Origin of the sequence: Enterobacter sichuanensis (assembly GCF_002939185.1) — a bacterium.
Taxonomy (GTDB): Bacteria; Pseudomonadota; Gammaproteobacteria; order Enterobacterales; family Enterobacteriaceae; genus Enterobacter; species Enterobacter sichuanensis.
On sequence record NZ_POVL01000069.1, the window covers coordinates 1 to 17,502 of the forward strand.

Sequence of the window (17,502 nt, forward strand, 5' to 3'; positions counted from 1 at the left end):
CTTAGAGGAACGCCGTATTCTTAATCTGAAATCGGATTAAATGATGACATTATGTTGCCGCAGCCTTGCATTACCAGGCTAATGTATTAATCCTTAAGGGGTATTACACCTGCTATGCAGATTCTTATCATGAACAAGGAGATACACATGAAGGCTGCTGTTGTCACTCAGGATCATCAGGTCAATGTCACCGAAAAAACCTTACGCCCGCTGAAGCACGGGGAAGCCCTGCTGAAGATGGAGTGCTGTGGCGTATGCCATACCGATCTTCACGTGAAGAACGGCGATTTCGGCGATAAAACCGGCGTGATCCTGGGCCATGAAGGGATTGGGATCGTCAAAGAGGTCGGCCCTGGCGTGAAATCGCTGAAAGTCGGCGATCGCGCGAGCGTGGCATGGTTTTTTGAAGGCTGTGGCCACTGCGAATACTGTAATACCGGCAACGAAACCCTGTGCCGCGATGTGAAAAACGCCGGTTACTCCGTGGATGGCGGCATGGCGGAAGAGTGCATCGTCACCGCGGATTACGCGGTAAAAGTGCCGGATGGTCTGGATTCGGCGGCGGCCAGCAGCATTACCTGCGCTGGCGTCACCACCTACAAAGCCGTGAAGGTATCGGGTATTAAACCGGGCCAGTGGATTGCCATTTACGGTCTGGGCGGGCTGGGTAACCTCGCGCTGCAGTACGCCAAAAACGTCTTTAATGCCAAAGTCATCGCCCTTGACGTTAACGACGAACAGTTGAAGCTGGCGGCCAGCATGGGCGCGGATTTAACCATCAACTCCCGCAGCGAAGATGCCGCGAAAATTGTGCAGGAAAAAACCGGCGGCGCGCATGCAGCCGTGGTGACGGCCGTGGCAAAAGCGGCGTTTAACTCGGCAGTGGATGCCGTGCGCGCCGGTGGCCGCGTGGTGGCGGTGGGTCTGCCACCGGAAGCCATGAGCCTCGATATTCCACGTCTGGTGCTGGACGGCATTCAGGTGGTCGGTTCCCTGGTCGGCACCCGTCAGGATCTGCAGGAAGCGTTCCAGTTCGCCGCGGAAGGCAAAGTGGTGCCTAAGGTCACGATGCGTCCGATCGAGGACATCAACGCCATCTTCAAAGAGATGGAACAGGGCCAGATCCGTGGCCGTATGGTGATCGACTTACGTTCATAATCGTCCACCTTTCATCACCGCTCCTCTCCGGGGCGGTTTTTTTTATAGCCATTTTCCGGCAATCCTTATCTTAATTCCTTTGTTCCCTTGTTTTCCCCCGCGCCCGATGATGAATCCGACGCTAACAAGAAGATAACAAAGGAATTCACCATGCAAACCCCATTTCGTCTGCCGCTGCTGACGGCGTTAATTCTGACGACCACCGCAGCCTGGGCCGCTGATGCGCCCGTCAAAGGCGGCACGCTGATTTATCTGGAGCAACAGGCCCACACCAACCTCTATCCGCCTGCCGGTGGCTTTTACCCCAACGGCGGCATTCTGAACCAGATCACCGACAAACTGACCTGGCAGAACCCGAAAACGTTACAGGTTGAGCCCTGGGTGGCCGAAAGCTGGACCACCAACGCCGATAAAACCGAATACACCTTTAAACTTCGTCCCGGTATCACCTTCTCCGACGGCACGCCGCTGGACGCAAACGCCGTAGCGAAAAACTTTGATACCTACGGCTTAGGTAACAAAGCACAGCGTCTGCCGGTGTCCGAAGTGATCAATAACTACGATCGCAGCGAGGTGGTCGACCCGCTGACCGTCAAGTTCTACTTCAAAAAACCGTCGCCGGGTTTCCTGCAGGGCACTGCCACCATTGGCTCGGGTCTGGTCTCGCTCAGCACCCTGAAACGCAACTTTGAAGAGCTGGGGGATGCGCGCCACATCATTGGCTCCGGCCCGTTTGTGGTGAAAGACGAAAAGCTGGGGCGCGAAGTGACGCTTGAAGCCCGCAAAGATTATCAGTGGGGGCCAAAAAATCTGCCGCAACAGGGTCCGGCCAATCTGGATGGCATCAAGTTTATCGTCACCCAGGAAGACAGCGTGGGCATCGGCGCTCTGCTGGCCGGTCAGGCGGATTTTATTCGTCAGGTACAGGCATATGACGAAAAGCAGGCCACCGATCAGGGCTATAAAATCTATGCTGCCCCGACGCGTGGGGTGAACGACAGCATCAGCTTCCGCCCGGACAACCCGCTGGTTTCCGACGTTCGCGTTCGCCAGGCGCTGCTGCACGCCACCAATGCGAAACAGGTGGTCGAGACCCTCTTCTCGGCTAACTATCCGCAGGCGAAGTCCGTGATTGCCGGTTCTGCCGCAGGCTTTGTCGATCTCAGCGATAAACTGACCTTTGACCCGGCAAAAGCCAACCAGCTGCTCGATGAGGCAGGCTGGAAAGCAGGCAGCGACGGCATTCGCGCGAAAGACGGCCAGCGGCTGGCGCTGACGGTCTATGAATCATTGCCGCAGCCGCAAAACAAAGAGGTGCTGCAGCTGGTTGCCCAGCAGTGGCGGCAGGTGGGCGTGGCCCTGAGCGTCAAGGCTGGTGACGCAGGCAGCCGCACGCTGGATAACCTTGACCCGCTGAAAACCCCGTTAACCGTCTCCGAAGTCGGCCGCGCCGATCCGGATGTGGTGAAGAGTATGTTCTACCCCGCTAACCGCGACGCGCTGCTGCAAAAAGGCGGCTCCAGCGACAAGGTTAAAAACTTTCGCGACGACAAGCTGAATGCGCTGCTGGTGAACATCTCTGCGGAAGTCGATCCGCAAAAACGCCTGCAGCTGACGGGCGACGCCCAGCGCTATCTGCTGGATAACGCCTACGTCATCCCGATCTTCGAGGAGCCGCAGGTCTTTGCCGGCGCCCCGTGGCTGAAAGGCGTGAATTTCGAAGCGGTAGGCCGCCCGTCGTTCTACGGCGCGTGGATTGAGAAACACTGAGGAGCTGACGATGCGCCACGCACTTCTTCAACGTTTCGGACATGGGCTGCTGGTGCTGTGGGCCGCCTTTACCCTCTCGTTCGTGTTGCTCCAGGTTCTGCCGGGCGACGCGGTGCTGATTAAATTTCAGAACCCGGACCTGGGCTTAAGCCCGGCGCAAATCGAGGAGATGCGCGTGGCCTACGGCGCGGACAGTCCGCTGTGGCAGCAGTACGGCCATACGCTGCTGGCGATGCTGCGCGGAGATTTCGGCTACTCGTTACAGGCAGGCGTGCCGGTCAGTGAGCTGATTGCCAGCAATCTGCCGGATACCCTGAGCCTCGCCCTGCCCGCCTTTTTACTCGCGGTTGTGCTGGCCTTCGCACTGGCCTTTGCGTCGCGGCTACCGGGCCTGCGCTGGTTGAGCAATACCTTCCAGTCTCTGCCGGTCCTGTTTATCTCCTTACCGACGTTCTGGCTGGGGATTGCCCTGATCCAGCTTTTTTCTTTTCAGCTGCGGCTGATCCCGGTGATTAACCCGACGCCGTTACAGGGGCTGATCCTGCCCATCGTCACCGTCGCCATCCCTATTTCCGCCCCGCTGGCACAAATCCTGATGCGCAGCCTGGACCAGGTGGCGACCCAGCCGTTTGTCGCCGTTGCCCGGGCCAAAGGGCTGAGTGAAACCGCCGTCCTGTGGCGTCACGTGACCGGCAACGCCCTGCTGCCGGTGCTGAATATTGCCGGGCTGCTGCTGGGCGAGCTGATTGCCGGTGCGCTGATCACCGAAACCGTTTTTGGCCGCAGCGGGCTGGGGCAACTGACCCAGCAGGCGGTCAATAACCAGGACATCGCCGTGCTTCAGGCGGTGGTGATGATTTCCGCGCTCGGTTTTGTCCTGATCAATCTGCTGGTGGATCTGCTGATGCCGCTGCTGGATCCCCGGCTGCAACCCCTATCCGGAGGTGCTTCATGAGTCTGGTCGATTACGCTGCCGCCGCGCGTAAACGCGTCCCCGCCTGGCAGGGCGTCGCGTGGCAGCCCGGACTGTGGCTGGCATGGGCGGTCATTGTGATTGCGATTTTCGCCGCCGTGGCGCCGGGCCTGTTAACCCACTACAGCCCGATTGAGGGCATCGCGGGCGCACAGCGCCTGGCCCCTCAGGCCGGCCACTGGCTCGGCACCGATCAGCTTGGCCGCGATGTTTACACCCGTATTGTATATGGTGCGTCCCACTCCCTGAGCGCGGCGTTGGCCGCCGTCACGATGGGTCTGCTGGTGGGCACCGGTTTAGGGGTGGTTGCCGGGGCGTTCGCCGGACGCGTTGAGTCTTTCCTGATGCGTTTTGTCGACGTGCTGCTCTCCATCCCGTCCCTGCTGCTCTCGCTGACGGTGATCATTCTGCTCGGGTTTGGCACCGTTAATGCCGCAATTGCCGTGGGCGTGGCTTCCATTGCCAGCTTCGCCCGCCTCGCGCGCGGTGAAGTGGTGCGCATCCGCCATACGGATTATGTGGAGGCGGCGTTTGGCAGCGGCGGGACGTTCCTGGCGGTGCTGTGGCGACATATCCTGCCTAACGCCTTAACCGCCGTCCTCGCCTTTGCCACGCTGCAGTTTGGTCAGGCCATCCTGGCACTCTCCACGCTGAGCTTTCTCGGCTACGGCACCCCGCCGCCCGTGCCGGAATGGGGCTTATTGATTGCCGAAGGCCGTAACTATCTCTCTACCGCCTGGTGGTTAACCACCTTCCCCGGTGTGGTGGTCATCGCCGTCGTGCTGGCGACCAACCGAATCAGCCAGCAGTTCAGCGGAGGCCTGAAATGACCGTACTCTCGGTAGAAAACCTGACCCTTAGTTACCGTACCGCGCGCCAGTGGCGGGAGGTAGTGCATAACGTTAGCTTCACGCTTCGTCGGGGGGAAATGCTGGCGCTTGTCGGTGAATCCGGCTCCGGCAAAACGACCACGGCGCAGGCGATCATCGGTCTGCTGGCCGACAACGCCCGGCGTGATGCGGGAAAAATCGTGCTCAACGGTGAGGAGATAAGCCAGTGGTCCGCTAAGCGTCTTGATACCCTCCGCGGGGCCCGCATCAGCCTGGTACCGCAGGATCCGGGAAATTCGCTCAATCCGGTAAAAACCATCGGCGCGCAGGTTGGCGAAATTATTCAGCTGCACCAAAAGGTAAAGGCACTCCAGCGCGACGAGCAGGTGCTCGCCCTGCTGACTAAGGTCGGCCTAAGCCATCCCGAGCAGCGCATGAAACAGTATCCCCATCAGCTCTCCGGCGGGATGAAACAGCGGGTGTTGATTGCCATCGCGATAGCGCTGCGCCCGGACGTCATCATTGCCGACGAGCCCACCAGCGCGCTGGACGTAACCGTACAAAAACGCATTCTTGACCTGCTGGATCTCCTGCGCCGGGAATCGGGGACCGCCGTCCTGTTTGTTACCCACGATCTGGCTCTGGCCGCTGAGCGCGCGGACCGGCTGCTGGTTTTCCGCGATGGTGAGGTTCAGGAACAAGGAAACACCGCCGATATCGTCCGTACGCCGCAGCACGCCTACACCCGCCAGCTGCTGAGCGATCTCCAGGGCCAGCGCCTGACCATCGCCCCGGTGGCCGGTCTGCCGCTTGCGTCACCGGCCATTCGCGCCCGCGCCATCAGCAAACGTTTCTCGCTGGGCAAAGGCCATCAGCTGCAGGCGCTGGATCAGGTGACGTTCGACGTCAGGCGTGGCAGCACGCATGCCCTGGTGGGTGAATCGGGCTCCGGGAAAACCACCCTTGCCCGTATTTTGCTGGGCTTTGAACAGGCCGACAGCGGGCAGGTCATTATTGACGATATTGATGCCACCACGCTCAGCCGCGAGGCCCGTCGCCAGCTGCGCCAGAAGATCCAGTTTGTCTACCAGAACCCGTTTGCCTCGCTCGACCCGCGTCAGACCCTGTTTGAGATTATCGAAGAGCCGCTGAAGAACTTTTCCCGCCTGCGCAAAGCGGAGCGCAAAATCCGGGTGGAGACCGTGGCGCAGCGGGTGGCCTTGCCCGTCGACCTCCTGACCCGTACCGCCCGCGAACTGTCAGGCGGGCAGCGCCAGCGCGTGGCCATCGCCCGGGCGCTGATCCTGGAGCCGACCATTCTGGTGCTGGACGAAGCCACCTCCGCGCTGGATGTCACCGTTCAGGCGCAGATCCTGGCGTTGCTGCAGCAACTGCAGCAGCAGCTGGGGTTGACCTATCTCTTCATAACGCACGATCTCTCCACCGTGCGCCGGATCGCTCACAGCGTCACGGTGCTGCGCAGCGGTCAGGTGGTTGAGCACGGTGACGTCGGAACCTTGTTCGCTGCGCCGCAGAACGCCTATACCCGCGAACTGATTGACGCCATTCCCCATTTTTCACCCGCTACGGAGGAGTTCGCATGACGCGAAAACGCCTAGGGTTTTTCACCCGCCTGCTTGACGATGCCACACCGAAGGTGCGCTATCGTCTGGCCACAGAACAGATCCGCCACGCTGAACGCCACGGCTTTGACAGCGCGTGGATTGCGCAGCACCACTTTCATGAAAGTGAAGGCGGTTTGCCGTCGCCATTGCTGTTCCTGGCCCACGTTGCGGCGCATACCGAAACCATCCGTCTGGGCACAGCCATTATTACCCTGCCGATGGAAAACCCGCTGCGCGTGGCGGAAGATGCCGCGGTGCTTGATTTACTCGCCGATGGACGTCTTGAAGTCGGGCTGGGGTCAGGCGGCACGCCCACCTCATTCCTGCCGTTCGGCCTGACGTTTGAGGCGCGCGCAGCCGCGTTTGCCGAGAACCTGCACGTGCTCCAGAGCGCCTGGCGTGGGGATTCGCTCGCCCATCCGGATAACCACTTATACCCACCGGCACCGCAACTGGCGGAGCGCATCTGGATTGCCACCTTCTCCGTGGAGGGGGCCGTGCGGGCAGCCCAGGCCGGACACGGCTTAATGCTCTCACGCACGCAGCCGCGCCCGGCAGACCAGCCTGATCTCACGCTCGACGCTATCCAGAACCCGATTGTGGATGCCTACCTTGAGGCGCTACCGGCAGGCTTCGCGCCGCGTATACTCGCCTCACGCACCGCGTTCGTCGCCGACAGCGATGACTATGCGCTGAAAGTAGCGACGCCGGGTCTCACGAAACAGGCACAGCAGCATCGCGCTGCCGGACACGCGGTTAAAGGTGACACGGTCACGGATTATCGTCGTCAGTTTGACGCCCATATAGGTTCACCCGACACGGTACTGCGCTCACTGCACACCGATTCCATTCTCAGGCGCGCCACGGATATCTCGTTCCAGGTCCATTCGGTCGAGCCCACGCACCGCGACACCCTACGCTCCATTGAGCTGATTGCCGAACATATTGCCCCCCATATTCTTTGAGGAGAGACCTATGTCATTAAGTCAGGATATTCTTGCCGAGCTGGCGGAAATTAAACCCGGTTCCCCTCTGGCAGAGGCGCGCGCCACGCGGGACGCCGCCACGCGCCATGCGCAGGGCAGCTATGAAATCCTCTTTAGCCAGCAGGATGAAGATTTTGCACTCGACGAGCGTTTCGCCGTGGCGGCGAAAGTGGCCAGGTGGCACAACGCGGAGGCGCTGGCCGCGCACTACGCCGGGTTTGGCCTGGCTGACCCGACTTCAGCCCGCCTGACCCCGGCGCTGAACTTCGCGCGCCTGCTGACCTTCTCCCCCGTTGAAGCCACGCCGGCGGCGCTAAAGGCGCTGACCCAGGCAGGATGGAGCAAGGAAGGCATTGTCACTCTGGCGCAGCTTATCGCGTTTGTCAGCTTCCAGAGCCGACTGATCGCCGGACTGCGTCTGCTGAATGACAGGCCCGTTGCCACAAGCGATGCATCGGTGGCTGCGGGTATCTGGCATACAACGCCAACCACGGTCACCGGGAAGGCGGCACCCGTTGCCTTCACCCAGCAGGAGCTGGGCTGGGAGCCATGGATAGCCGCCAAACCGCTGGCGGAGTTCCGTGACGATGAGGTGGCGATCCTGGCGAAATTTGGCCACACGGACTCCGACTATTTCCGCCTGCTGGGGCGCAACCTGCCAGTGCTTGAACAGCGGACGTTGACGGATAAAGGGATTTTTTATACGCCTGGAGGATTGCCGCGCGCCGAGCGTGAGCTGGCTGCAACGGTCGCTAGTAAAATCAACGGCTGCATCTACTGCGCATCTGTCCATGCGCGTAAAGCCAGCCAGCTGTCTAAGGATGACGACGCGGTGGAAGCGCTGCTGGCGGTACGTCCCGGGCAATCCCTCACTGAGGGACAGTCTGCACGCTGGCAGGCGGAAATTAACTTCGCGGCGGCGCTGTCGGTTACACCGCCTGCCGCCACGCCGCTGCACCTTGCAGCCCTGGAAAAAGAGGGGCTGGATACCTTAGCGCAGCTTGACCTGGTGCAGTCCGCGGCGTTCTTCGCCTGGGCCAACCGCCTGATGCTGACCCTCGGCGAGCCATGGCTTGCCTGACCCGTTTCAGGCTAGCGCGCGAGCGTTAGCCTGAGCCTCTCTGGCCCGCAGATAACCGTAAATCAGCAGCGCACTCATGGCCGAAAACGAGAGGAACGCCGCAGGCAGCGTGACGTAGCGCCAGCTAAAGCCGAGGGTAATCATCATTCCGCCGAAGTACGCACCAATGGCGCTGCCGAGATTAAACGCCATCTGCCCGCCCGCGGCCCCCAGCATCTCCCCGCCCTTCGCATTTTGCAGCAGCAGGATTTGCAGCGGCGCAGAGAGCGCGAACAGCCCGGCGCAGCAGATAAAGCCCATCACCAGCGAGGCCGTTTTCAGTTCGCCAAAGGCGAAAAGCAGCAGCAGCGAGGCGACAATCACCATGTCGGTGGTGGCCGCAATGCGCAGCGGACTAAAACGCCCCGAGAGCTTACCGCTCAGCAGATTGCCCAACACCATACCCAGGCCCATCAGCATCATGATGAGGGTCATCGCCCCTTCTTCGATGCCCGACACGTTGACCATAAACGGTTTAACGAAGCTGAACCAGGCAAACACGCCAGCGTTGCCAAACATCGTGGCGGCAAAAATCAGCCAGGGTTCGGGTTTCTTCAGAAACTGGAACTGCTCGGTCAATTTAATTTCTGATTTGTCATGGATATCCGGCACCCAGAGCAGCACCGAAAGGATCACCAGCGCATTGAACGCGGCAATCACGAAAAAGGTATAGCGCCAGCTGAACTGATGCCCAAGCCAGGTGCCCAGCGGAACGCCCATCAGGTTGGCCACCGTCATACCAGCAATCATCCCGGCCACCGCAACCGTCACCTTCCCCGGTGGCGCAATTTTCGAGAGGATAATTGCCCCGACGCCGAAAATCGCGCCGTGAGGGAATCCTGAAATTAAGCGTCCCGTCGCCAGCCAGAAATACGTCGTTGAAAAGGTAAACAGGGTGTTTCCGACGGCGGACATCGCCACCAGAAACAGCAGCGTGGTTTTTAACGAGAATGTGCCGGAAAACAGCGCCACAATCGGCGCGCCGATGACGACGCCGAAGGCATAAAACGAAATCATATTTCCGGCGGAGGGAATGGAGATACCCGTGTCCTGCGCCAGTTCGGTCAGGACACCCATAATGCCAAATTCAGCCATGCCCAGGCCAAAGGTGCTCAGCGCTAATGAGAAAATTGTCTTTTTCATACCACAACCACGTGTGAAAAATTCGCAGCGGGCATTATTGAATAATCTTGTATGGTGAGCCAGTTCAAATCAGCTGGCTGACAGGTTAATCCATTTATTCAGGTGGATTACACTTCATAGTGCGGCCTCGCTTTTTCCCCCGCCGGACAACCTGAGGATGACAATCATGGGAAGCAAAAAGAAAACCAGTGTCGCTGTTGATGTCGAAATGAATACACCGCTTAAAAACAAAGAGTATGAAAAAGAGCTCCGCCGCCTGCACGTTGAACTGGTTAAGCTCCAGCAGTGGGTCGTCGCCAAAGGATTAAAAGTGTGTATCGTTTTTGAAGGTCGCGACGGCGCCGGTAAAGGCGGCACCATTAAAGCGATCACCGAGCGCGTCAGCCCTCGCGTATTTCGCGTAGTTGCCCTCCCAGCCCCGACGGAAAAAGAAAAAAGCCAGCTCTACTTCCAGCGCTATGTTCCCCACCTGCCTTCGGCTGGTGAAATCGTGATTTTCGATCGCAGCTGGTACAACCGTGCGGGCGTGGAGCGGGTGATGGGGTTCTGCACGGAGGAACAGGTGGAGAAATTTTTGGACGGCGCGCCGGTCATGGAAAAAGCGATGGTCGATGCCGGCATTATCCTGCTGAAATACTGGCTGGAGGTGACGCCTAAGGAGCAGGAGCGCCGCCTGCGCGACCGGATTAACGATGGTCGTAAGATCTGGAAGCTTTCGCCGATGGACATTAAGTCCTTTAACCTGTGGGACGAGTACACCCGCGCACGCGACGCCATGTTTGAAGCCACCGATACCGCCTGGGCGCCGTGGTTTGTGGCGCGTTCAGAAGATAAAAAACGCGTGCGCCTGAATATTATTTCGCACCTGCTTTCGCAGATTCCGTATAAAGAACTGCATGTTGAAAAGGTCGATTTACCGAAACGGAAAATAGGTAAAGTGAAGCCAACGAAATATCCGTTCCGGTATGTGGAAGAGCGGTTTTGATATAACTGGAAGACGTCTCGCAGAATATAGATTACCAGGGGAAACGGTATTGTTTTTTGTTGGCTGCGGTTGATAATGGCCGCACCAACAATGGAGGTAAAAATGAAACATACCGCAGAAACAAAACAGGGTCAGAACATCTCATCGCGTAAGCCCTGTTGTCATGCTGAACAAAGCGCTGCCAGACGACATCAGCTATCAGAAGAAGATGGTGCATTTATACAGGCAATGAATGAGTTTGTAGAGAAACATGGAACGATTACTGATGATGATTTTTTCAGGGTGCTTTAATGCTGAGACAATTCAACGTTTATCGTAATACGTCTGCCGCAACCCGGGACAGGCTTCCTTACTATATGCTTATTCAGGATGATTGCTTTGATGACCTTGCCACACGTGTAATCGTACCTCTTGCCAGAAATAACAGACTACCGTTATGGCAGAGCCAATTGGCTCCTGGCGTTAATATCGATTTTGAAACGCTACTGATTTATTCGCCAATGATAACGAATATTAATAATCAAAAAATTAATCCTGAAAATTTTGTGTGCAATTTACGTCACGCACGTCATGACGTTATAGCGGCAATCGATCGTTTACTCACTAACACATGACGTAAGGCCTGCAGGGTAGCGCAGCGCCGCCGGGCACAGCCGACGGCGCAGGTCTTACTTCAATCCTTCCGTACTATCCTGTTTCGCTTCCAGCCGCTCCACATCACGATACCAGCGCGGGTGATGTTTCTGCGCCCAGCGACGACTCACCTTCCCTTCAATCATCCCTTTAATCGATCCTTTAACCCAGAACGCCATATACATATGGATCAGGATGGCATGAATCAGGATGATGGCTGACGTCGCGTGGATAAGCAGCGCGTAGCGCACCACCTGAATCGGGAAATACGGCGCGAAATAGGGTCGCCAGATCATTACCCCGGTCACCAGCAGCACAAAAATCATGCTCATGATGGTCCAGAACATCATTTTCTGACCGGCATTGTATTTCCCCACTTTCGCGACGTTATGCTCGTTGCCCTTCAGGACTTCAACAATCCCTTTCACCCACGGAATATCCTGCTTGTCCGGGATATTGTGATGAACAAAGCGCACGAACATAAACATCAGCACCACGAAAATCAGCACCCCGAAGAACGGGTGCAGAATGCGCCCCATCTGCGGGGTACCGAAGGTTTCGGTTAGCCACTGCAGCGTCGGGAAGAAGAACGAAATCCCCGACACCGCCACCAGGAAGAAGCAAATCACAACTGTCCAGTGACAGGCGCGATCGACGAACTTTGTGCGCACAATCATTTTCGACTTACTCATGATGCTCCTCCTCGTCATCCACCTCTTTGTTTGGCCCGATACCGATATAGTGATAGATCAACCCCGCAAAGGTGGCGATAAAGCCCGCCGCAGAGAGCGGTTTAAGCGCCCCTTTCCACAGGTTAATGGACGTATCGATAGCCGGATCCTTCGGCAGATTGTGGTAAAGCTCCGGCTGGTCGTTATGGTGCAGCACATACATCACGTGCGTACCGCCCACGCCCTGCGGGTTATAGATGCCCGCATTTTCATAGCCGCGTGCTTTCAGCTTATCCACCCGCGCCTGCGCCACATCCAGCATCTCTTTTTTGGTGCCAAAGTGAATCGCACCGGTAGGACACGTCTTCACGCAGGCTGGCTCCTGTCCGACGCTGACCCGATCCACGCACAGGGTACATTTGTATACCCGGTTATCCTCTTTATTGAGTCGCGGCACATTGAACGGACAGCCCGCAATGCAATAGCCGCAGCCGATGCAGTTGTCCTGCTGGAAGTCGACGATCCCGTTGGCGTACTGAATAATCGCCCCGGCGGACGGGCACGCCTTCAGGCAGCCCGGATTCTCACAGTGCATACAGCCGTCTTTACGGATCAGCCACTCCAGCCTGCCGTTCTGCTCGGTTTCGCTAAAGCGCATCACCGTCCAGGACTTAGCGCTCAGATCCGCCGGGTTGTCATAAACCCCAACGCAGTGTCCCACCTCGTCGCGGATATCGTTCCACTCCGAACAGGCCACCTGGCAGGCCTTACAGCCCACGCAGGAGGAGACATCGATCAGCTTGGCGACCTCTGCCTTGTAATCCCGCGCGCGAGGCGCAGGGGTTATTGGGTTAGTCGCGGAGCGTTTAATCACGTCTTGTGTTTCCATCGCCATTTACTCGCTCCTTATGCTTTCTCGATGTTGACCAGAAACGCCTTGTACTCCGGCGTTTGCGAGTTGGCATCGCCGACGTTCGGCGTCAGGGTATTGGCGATGTAGCCTTTCTGCGCCACCCCTTCAAAACCCCAGTGCAGCGGGATACCGACGGTTTCCACCTCTTGACCGTTCACGTTCAGCGTCTGCAGACGACGCGTCACCACCGCCACCGCGCGAATAAAGCCTCGCTTGCTGCTCACCTTCACCCGGTCGCCGTTGGCGATCCCTTTCGCTTTCGCCAGCGTTTCACTTATCTCCACAAACTGTTCCGGCTGTGCGATAGCGTTGAGCCGCGCATGCTTGGTCCAGGTGTGGAAATGCTCGGTCAGGCGGTAGGTTGTCCCCACGTACGGGAATTTGTCCTTTTTGCCTAAGCGCAGCGCATCGTCTTCGTAGATACGCACCACCGGGCTTGAGATGACGTTCGGGTGCAGCGGGTTCGTCCCCAGCGGCGTTTCCATCGGCTCGTAGTGCTCCGGGAATGGACCTTCCGCCAGTTTGTCGAGGGCAAACAGGCGCCCCAGCCCTTCCGGCTGCATGATAAATGGTCCGGTGTTGCTGCCCGGCGCGGCGGTGTTGTAGTCCGGGATATCGTTCCCCGTCCACTTCGCCCCGTTCCACTGGATCAGCATGCGCTGCGGATCCCACGGCTTGCCGTTGATATCTGCGGACGCGCGGTTGTACAGCACGCGACGGTTAAGCGGCCACGCCCAGGCCCAGCCCAGCGTGTTACCCAGCCCGGACGGGTCAGCGTTATCACGGTTGGCCATCTGGTTACCTTGCTCCGTCCAACTGCCGGCGTAGATCCAGCAGGAGGATGCCGTCGTCCCGTCATCGCGCAGCAGTGCGAAGCTGTTTAACAGCTGGCCTTTTTTCGCCACCTGGGTGCCGTTGGCGTCATAAAGATCCGCCAGCGCCACGCCGTTGTTCTCTTTCGCGACCTCTTCGGACTCAGGACGATCCGGCTGTTTATAGCTCCAGCTCATCTTCAACAGCGGTTCAGCGCCTTTGCCGCCTTCGGTGCGGTACATCTCGCGCAGGCGATGGTAAATCCCGGCCAGGATCTCGCCGTCGTTACGTGCTTCCCCCGGCGCATCCTGACCTTTCCAGTGCCACTGCAGCCAGCGGCCGGAGTTGGCGATGGAGCCGTCCTCCTCCGCAAAACAGGTGGACGGCAGGCGGAACACTTCGGTCTGAATCGACGCAGGATCGACATCGTTCGCTTCCCCGTGGTTCTGCCAGAAGGTGGAGGTTTCTGTGACCAGCGGATCGATAACCACCATGTACTTCAGCTTGCTCAGGCTGCGAACCACTTTGTTTTTGTCCGGGAACGAGGCCACCGGGTTAAAGCCCTGGCAGATGTACCCCGTGACGTCGCCTTTATCCATCATGTTGAAATACTTGATGACGTCGTAAGCCTGGTCCCACTTCGGTAACCACTCAAAACCCCAGTTGTTCTCTTTCTGCGCCGCATCGCCGTAGAAGGATTTCATCAGGCTGACGTAGAACTTCGGATAGTTGCTCCAGTAGTTCACCTGGTCCGGCAGCGTCGCTTTTGGCGTGTTCGCCGCCAGGTACGTTTGCAGATCCGCCTGCTTTTCAGAGGGCAGCGTCAGGTAGCCCGGCAGGCTGGTGGACAGCAGGCCGAGGTCGGTCAGGCCCTGAATATTGGAGTGACCGCGCAGGGCATTCACGCCGCCGCCCGCCATGCCCATATTGCCGAGCAGCAGCTGGATCATCGCCATGGTGCGGATGTTCTGCGCGCCAACGGTATGCTGCGTCCAGCCCAGCGCATACAGGAACGTGGTGGTTCTGTCAGCGGCACTGGTGGAGGCCAGCACATCACACACTTTCAGGAAATCTGCTTTCGGCGTGCCGCAGATGTTCTCCACCACGTCCGGCGTGTAGCGTGACACGTGCTGTTTCAGCAGGTTCCAAACGCAGCGCGGATGCGTCAGCGTTTCATCGCGCATCGCGTAGCCGTTTTCATCAAACTGATAGTTCCAGGAGGACTTATCGTACTGGCGTTTTTCGACGTCATAGCCGCTAAACAGGCCGTCCTCAAAGGCAAAATCATCCCTCACCAGCAGGTTCGCGTTGGTGTAGTGCTTAACGTATTCCGCGTTAATTTTGTTGTTTTCTATCAGGTACCGCAGAACGCCAGAGAGGAACGTAATGTCTGTCCCGGAGCGAATCGGCGCATAGATATCCGCCACCGATGCCGTACGCGTAAAGCGCGGATCGACGACGATAAGCGTCGCATCGTTATTATTTTTCGCTTCCATCGCCCAGCGGAAACCCACCGGATGGGCTTCAGCGGCGTTTCCGCCCATCACCACCACGACGTTCGCGTTTTTGATATCAACCCAGTGGTTGGTCATCGCACCGCGACCAAATGTTGGAGCAAGACTTGCTACCGTTGGTCCGTGTCAGACGCGCGCCTGGTTGTCTACCGCCAGCATGCCGAGAGAGCGTACAAATTTTTGCGTCAGCATGCCGGTTTCATTACTTGCCGCAGAGGCACACAGCATGCCGGTCGAAAGCCAGCGGTTGACCGTCACGCCCTGCGCGTTCTTTTCAATAAAGTTGGCGTCGCGGTCGGCTTTCATTAATCTGGCAATTCGGGAGAAAGCCTCATCCCAGGAGATACGCTGCCATTTGTCAGAGCCCGGCGCGCGGTATTCCGGGTAGCGCAGGCGGTTGTCGCTGTGAACGTAGTCCAGCAGCCCCGCCCCTTTCGGGCACAGCGCCCCGCGGCTTACCGGATGGTCCGGGTCCCCTTCAATGTGGTAAATCGCTTCTCTGGCGTTCTTCGCGCCATCACCAAGGCTATACATTAAAAGCCCACAACCCACGGAGCAGTATGTGCAGGTGTTACGGATCTCTTTTGCGCGCAGCAGCTTATAGTTGCGTGCCTGAGCCAGTGCCATTTTGGGAGCAAACCCCAGCATAGCGGCTGTTGTTCCGGCCATACCGCCCGCGCAGATTTTGAAAAATTGTCTGCGGCTGACGTCCATTGTTGTCCTCGTTATCTGATAAGACTTCGTGGCGCAAACTAACAGCAAAGCCCCTGATTTTTTTGCGTCAAATCAAGGTCGCCTGCCTTCACCCCCTTAATAGTCACTGCCGTTACGGTTAAATACCTCTTTTTGATTAACGGCTTAAGAGAATAATTCGCGACAGCGTCAGGATGAATGCGCTACATTTTCCCTTTGTTTTTTAGCAATGGCGAAGTCATGGACAGAAAGAGAGCAACGCTTATTGGGCTGGCGGCAATACTGTTATGGAGCACCATGGTCGGCCTTATTCGCAGCGTGAGCGAAGGGCTGGGGCCGGTAGGCGGTGCGGCGATGATATACACCCTCAGCGGATTACTGTGTCTGGTGACGGTAGGATTTCCTGATATCAGACGGTTTTCGTCCCGGTACCTTATTGCGGGCAGCGTTCTGTTTGTCAGCTACGAAATATGTCTGGCGCTGTCGCTGGGCTATGCCGCCACGCGATCTCAGGCCATTGAGGTCGGTATGGTCAATTACCTCTGGCCAAGCCTCACCATTGTTTTCGCTATTTTGTTCAACGGACAAAAATCCACCCTGTGGGTGATCCCGGGGTTAGCCATCTCATTGCTGGGAGTCTGCTGGGTATTAGGCGGTGAACAGGGATTACACCTTGATGAAATAACCCGCAATATCATCTCCAGCCCGCTGAGCTATGCGCTGGCATTTGCCGGGGCATTTATCTGGGCGGCCTACTGTACCGTTACGCGTAAATTTGCGCAGGGGCAAAACGGTATCACGCTGTTTGTGTTGCTGACCGCACTGAGTCTGTGGGTGAAATATGCCCTGAGTGAACAGCCCGATATGGTATTCACCCTTCCGGTGGTGGTGAAACTTGTGATGTGCGGGGTTGCCCTTGGTCTGGGTTATGCCGCCTGGAATATTGGCATTCTTCACGGGAATGTCACGATACTGGCCGCCATTTCCTATTTTACCCCGGTCCTTTCAGCCGCGCTTGCCGCCGCCGTGCTGAGTTCGCCCCTCTCATTCTCCTTCTGGCAAGGCGCGCTGATGGTCTGCGCCGGGTCATTACTCTGCTGGTACGCGACAAAACAATAATGTCGATTTTGCTGTCGGGTTATATTCAGCCCGACAACAAATTATTAACATAATCTTAATATCAACACGCCAGAATTCTCTTCAGGACACCCGGACAGGTATTTATATTCTGTTTATATTATCGCCCTTTCGTAAATACACGTTGTCTGTAATTGACACAAATTGACACCGCTGCGTGATTAGTTCCATGCAAATACTCACCTTTTTAATAGCACGAAGTGCAATAGTATGTTTCTGTGTATTTCTGCGCACACCTCGGAAATGCCGTTGATTTAGGGCCAAAAAACAGGGATAACAGGGTATCAAGGTAAGTTTTTGCAAGACAAAGAACGAATATACCGATAATTACCGCATATTATAAAACCACAACGAAACTATATTGCCCGCAATAAAATCCCCTAAAAATTGCGCAAATACCCACCAATTCATTCACTATCACGCTCATTAATCCGATCTCGATCACACTAACTGAAATTATTGCTAATAATTTGAAACTTATTATTGAAAGGCGACTACAAGATTTTTAAAAATAACATGCCATTGACGATCAGCCTCG

Annotated in this window: 15 protein-coding genes; 11 read left to right on the plus strand and 4 right to left on the minus strand. The window is 57.1% G+C overall.

Annotation, left to right across the window (positions count from 1 at the left end; translation table 11 throughout):
• Positions 1-147: 147 nt before the first annotated feature.
• The 7 genes from adhP (at position 148) to C5687_RS21625 (ending at position 8,423) form a co-directional block, all read left to right on the plus strand.
• Positions 148-1,158 (plus strand): alcohol dehydrogenase AdhP, encoded by a 1,011-nt coding sequence (gene adhP / locus C5687_RS21595; protein WP_032647362.1) that lies wholly within the window; start codon positions 148-150, stop codon positions 1,156-1,158.
• A gap of 150 nt (positions 1,159-1,308) precedes the next feature.
• Entirely contained in the window at positions 1,309-2,928 is a 1,620-nt protein-coding gene (locus tag C5687_RS21600) for a TIGR04028 family ABC transporter substrate-binding protein (protein ID WP_104557881.1), read from the plus strand.
• A gap of 10 nt (positions 2,929-2,938) precedes the next feature.
• On the plus strand, positions 2,939-3,883 hold the full coding sequence (locus C5687_RS21605) for an ABC transporter permease (RefSeq protein WP_088244206.1): 945 nt from the start codon (positions 2,939-2,941) through the stop codon (positions 3,881-3,883).
• Positions 3,880-4,731, plus strand: a complete 852-nt coding sequence (locus C5687_RS21610; protein ID WP_095451265.1) for an ABC transporter permease — start codon at positions 3,880-3,882, stop codon at positions 4,729-4,731. Before C5687_RS21605 ends, C5687_RS21610 begins: the two co-directional genes overlap by 4 nt.
• The gene (locus tag C5687_RS21615; protein WP_095440618.1) at positions 4,728-6,335 is read left to right on the plus strand and encodes a dipeptide ABC transporter ATP-binding protein; all 1,608 of its coding nucleotides are present in this window, start codon (positions 4,728-4,730) and stop codon (positions 6,333-6,335) included. The genes C5687_RS21610 and C5687_RS21615 overlap by 4 nt, the downstream gene beginning before the upstream one ends.
• On the plus strand, positions 6,332-7,321 hold the full coding sequence (locus tag C5687_RS21620; protein WP_104557883.1) for a putative FMN-dependent luciferase-like monooxygenase: 990 nt from the start codon (positions 6,332-6,334) through the stop codon (positions 7,319-7,321). Before C5687_RS21615 ends, C5687_RS21620 begins: the two co-directional genes overlap by 4 nt.
• A 10-nt stretch (positions 7,322-7,331) precedes the next feature.
• Entirely contained in the window at positions 7,332-8,423 is a 1,092-nt protein-coding gene (locus tag C5687_RS21625) for an alkylhydroperoxidase domain protein (RefSeq protein ID WP_104557885.1), read from the plus strand.
• 6 nt (positions 8,424-8,429) lie between these two features.
• On the opposite strand, the gene araJ is transcribed toward C5687_RS21625, so the two are convergent.
• Positions 8,430-9,605 carry an MFS transporter AraJ gene (araJ, locus tag C5687_RS21630; RefSeq protein WP_104557887.1) on the minus strand — a complete coding sequence of 392 codons (1,176 nt, stop codon included), beginning with the start codon at positions 9,603-9,605 and terminating at the stop codon, positions 8,430-8,432.
• A 166-nt stretch (positions 9,606-9,771) separates the two neighbouring features.
• Between araJ and ppk2 the strand changes: the two genes are divergently transcribed.
• From ppk2 to C5687_RS21645, 3 genes are all read left to right on the plus strand, one after another.
• Complete coding sequence (ppk2, locus tag C5687_RS21635) at positions 9,772-10,590, plus strand: polyphosphate kinase 2 (RefSeq protein ID WP_104557889.1); 819 nt, start codon at positions 9,772-9,774, stop codon at positions 10,588-10,590.
• Positions 10,591-10,692: 102 nt separating this feature from the next.
• A complete protein-coding gene (locus tag C5687_RS21640) occupies positions 10,693-10,881 on the plus strand; it encodes a type II toxin-antitoxin system CcdA family antitoxin (RefSeq protein WP_094917212.1) in 189 nt (62 codons plus the stop codon).
• Positions 10,881-11,204 (plus strand): CcdB family protein, encoded by a 324-nt coding sequence (locus C5687_RS21645; protein ID WP_104557891.1) that lies wholly within the window; start codon positions 10,881-10,883, stop codon positions 11,202-11,204. Before C5687_RS21640 ends, C5687_RS21645 begins: the two co-directional genes overlap by 1 nt.
• Before the next feature lie 54 nt (positions 11,205-11,258).
• Here C5687_RS21645 and fdnI read toward each other — a convergent pair whose 3' ends face one another.
• Genes fdnI through fdnG form a run of 3 tightly spaced genes read right to left on the minus strand, consistent with a single transcriptional unit; the run spans position 11,259 to position 15,848 of the window.
• The gene (gene fdnI, locus C5687_RS21650) at positions 11,259-11,915 is read right to left on the minus strand and encodes a formate dehydrogenase-N subunit gamma (protein ID WP_104557893.1); all 657 of its coding nucleotides are present in this window, start codon (positions 11,913-11,915) and stop codon (positions 11,259-11,261) included.
• Positions 11,908-12,789: a formate dehydrogenase subunit beta gene (fdxH, locus tag C5687_RS21655; protein WP_104557894.1), complete on the minus strand. Its 882-nt coding sequence runs from the start codon at positions 12,787-12,789 to the stop codon at positions 11,908-11,910. The genes fdnI and fdxH overlap by 8 nt, the downstream gene beginning before the upstream one ends.
• A gap of 11 nt (positions 12,790-12,800) precedes the next feature.
• Entirely contained in the window at positions 12,801-15,848 is a 3,048-nt protein-coding gene (gene fdnG, locus C5687_RS21660) for a formate dehydrogenase-N subunit alpha (protein ID WP_104557895.1), read from the minus strand.
• A gap of 219 nt (positions 15,849-16,067) precedes the next feature.
• On the opposite strand from fdnG, the gene yddG reads away from it, so the two are divergent.
• Positions 16,068-16,946 carry an aromatic amino acid DMT transporter YddG gene (gene yddG / locus C5687_RS21665; protein ID WP_095440614.1) on the plus strand — a complete coding sequence of 293 codons (879 nt, stop codon included), beginning with the start codon at positions 16,068-16,070 and terminating at the stop codon, positions 16,944-16,946.
• Positions 16,947-17,502 lie beyond the last annotated feature (556 nt).

What these genes read in the sequence shown, in the direction of transcription:
- adhP (WP_032647362.1), top strand. Translation starts at nt 148, where the DNA reads ATGAAGGCTGCTGTTGTCACTCAGGATCATCAGGTCAATGTCACCGAA.
- C5687_RS21600 (WP_104557881.1), top strand. Translation starts at nt 1,309, where the DNA reads ATGCAAACCCCATTTCGTCTGCCGCTGCTGACGGCGTTAATTCTGACG.
- C5687_RS21605 (WP_088244206.1), top strand. Translation starts at nt 2,939, where the DNA reads ATGCGCCACGCACTTCTTCAACGTTTCGGACATGGGCTGCTGGTGCTG.
- C5687_RS21610 (WP_095451265.1), top strand. Translation starts at nt 3,880, where the DNA reads ATGAGTCTGGTCGATTACGCTGCCGCCGCGCGTAAACGCGTCCCCGCC.
- C5687_RS21615 (WP_095440618.1), top strand. Translation starts at nt 4,728, where the DNA reads ATGACCGTACTCTCGGTAGAAAACCTGACCCTTAGTTACCGTACCGCG.
- C5687_RS21620 (WP_104557883.1), top strand. Translation starts at nt 6,332, where the DNA reads ATGACGCGAAAACGCCTAGGGTTTTTCACCCGCCTGCTTGACGATGCC.
- C5687_RS21625 (WP_104557885.1), top strand. Translation starts at nt 7,332, where the DNA reads ATGTCATTAAGTCAGGATATTCTTGCCGAGCTGGCGGAAATTAAACCC.
- araJ (WP_104557887.1), bottom strand. Translation starts at nt 9,605, where the DNA reads ATGAAAAAGACAATTTTCTCATTAGCGCTGAGCACCTTTGGCCTGGGC.
- ppk2 (WP_104557889.1), top strand. Translation starts at nt 9,772, where the DNA reads ATGGGAAGCAAAAAGAAAACCAGTGTCGCTGTTGATGTCGAAATGAAT.
- C5687_RS21640 (WP_094917212.1), top strand. Translation starts at nt 10,693, where the DNA reads ATGAAACATACCGCAGAAACAAAACAGGGTCAGAACATCTCATCGCGT.
- C5687_RS21645 (WP_104557891.1), top strand. Translation starts at nt 10,881, where the DNA reads ATGCTGAGACAATTCAACGTTTATCGTAATACGTCTGCCGCAACCCGG.
- fdnI (WP_104557893.1), bottom strand. Translation starts at nt 11,915, where the DNA reads ATGAGTAAGTCGAAAATGATTGTGCGCACAAAGTTCGTCGATCGCGCC.
- fdxH (WP_104557894.1), bottom strand. Translation starts at nt 12,789, where the DNA reads ATGGCGATGGAAACACAAGACGTGATTAAACGCTCCGCGACTAACCCA.
- yddG (WP_095440614.1), top strand. Translation starts at nt 16,068, where the DNA reads ATGGACAGAAAGAGAGCAACGCTTATTGGGCTGGCGGCAATACTGTTA.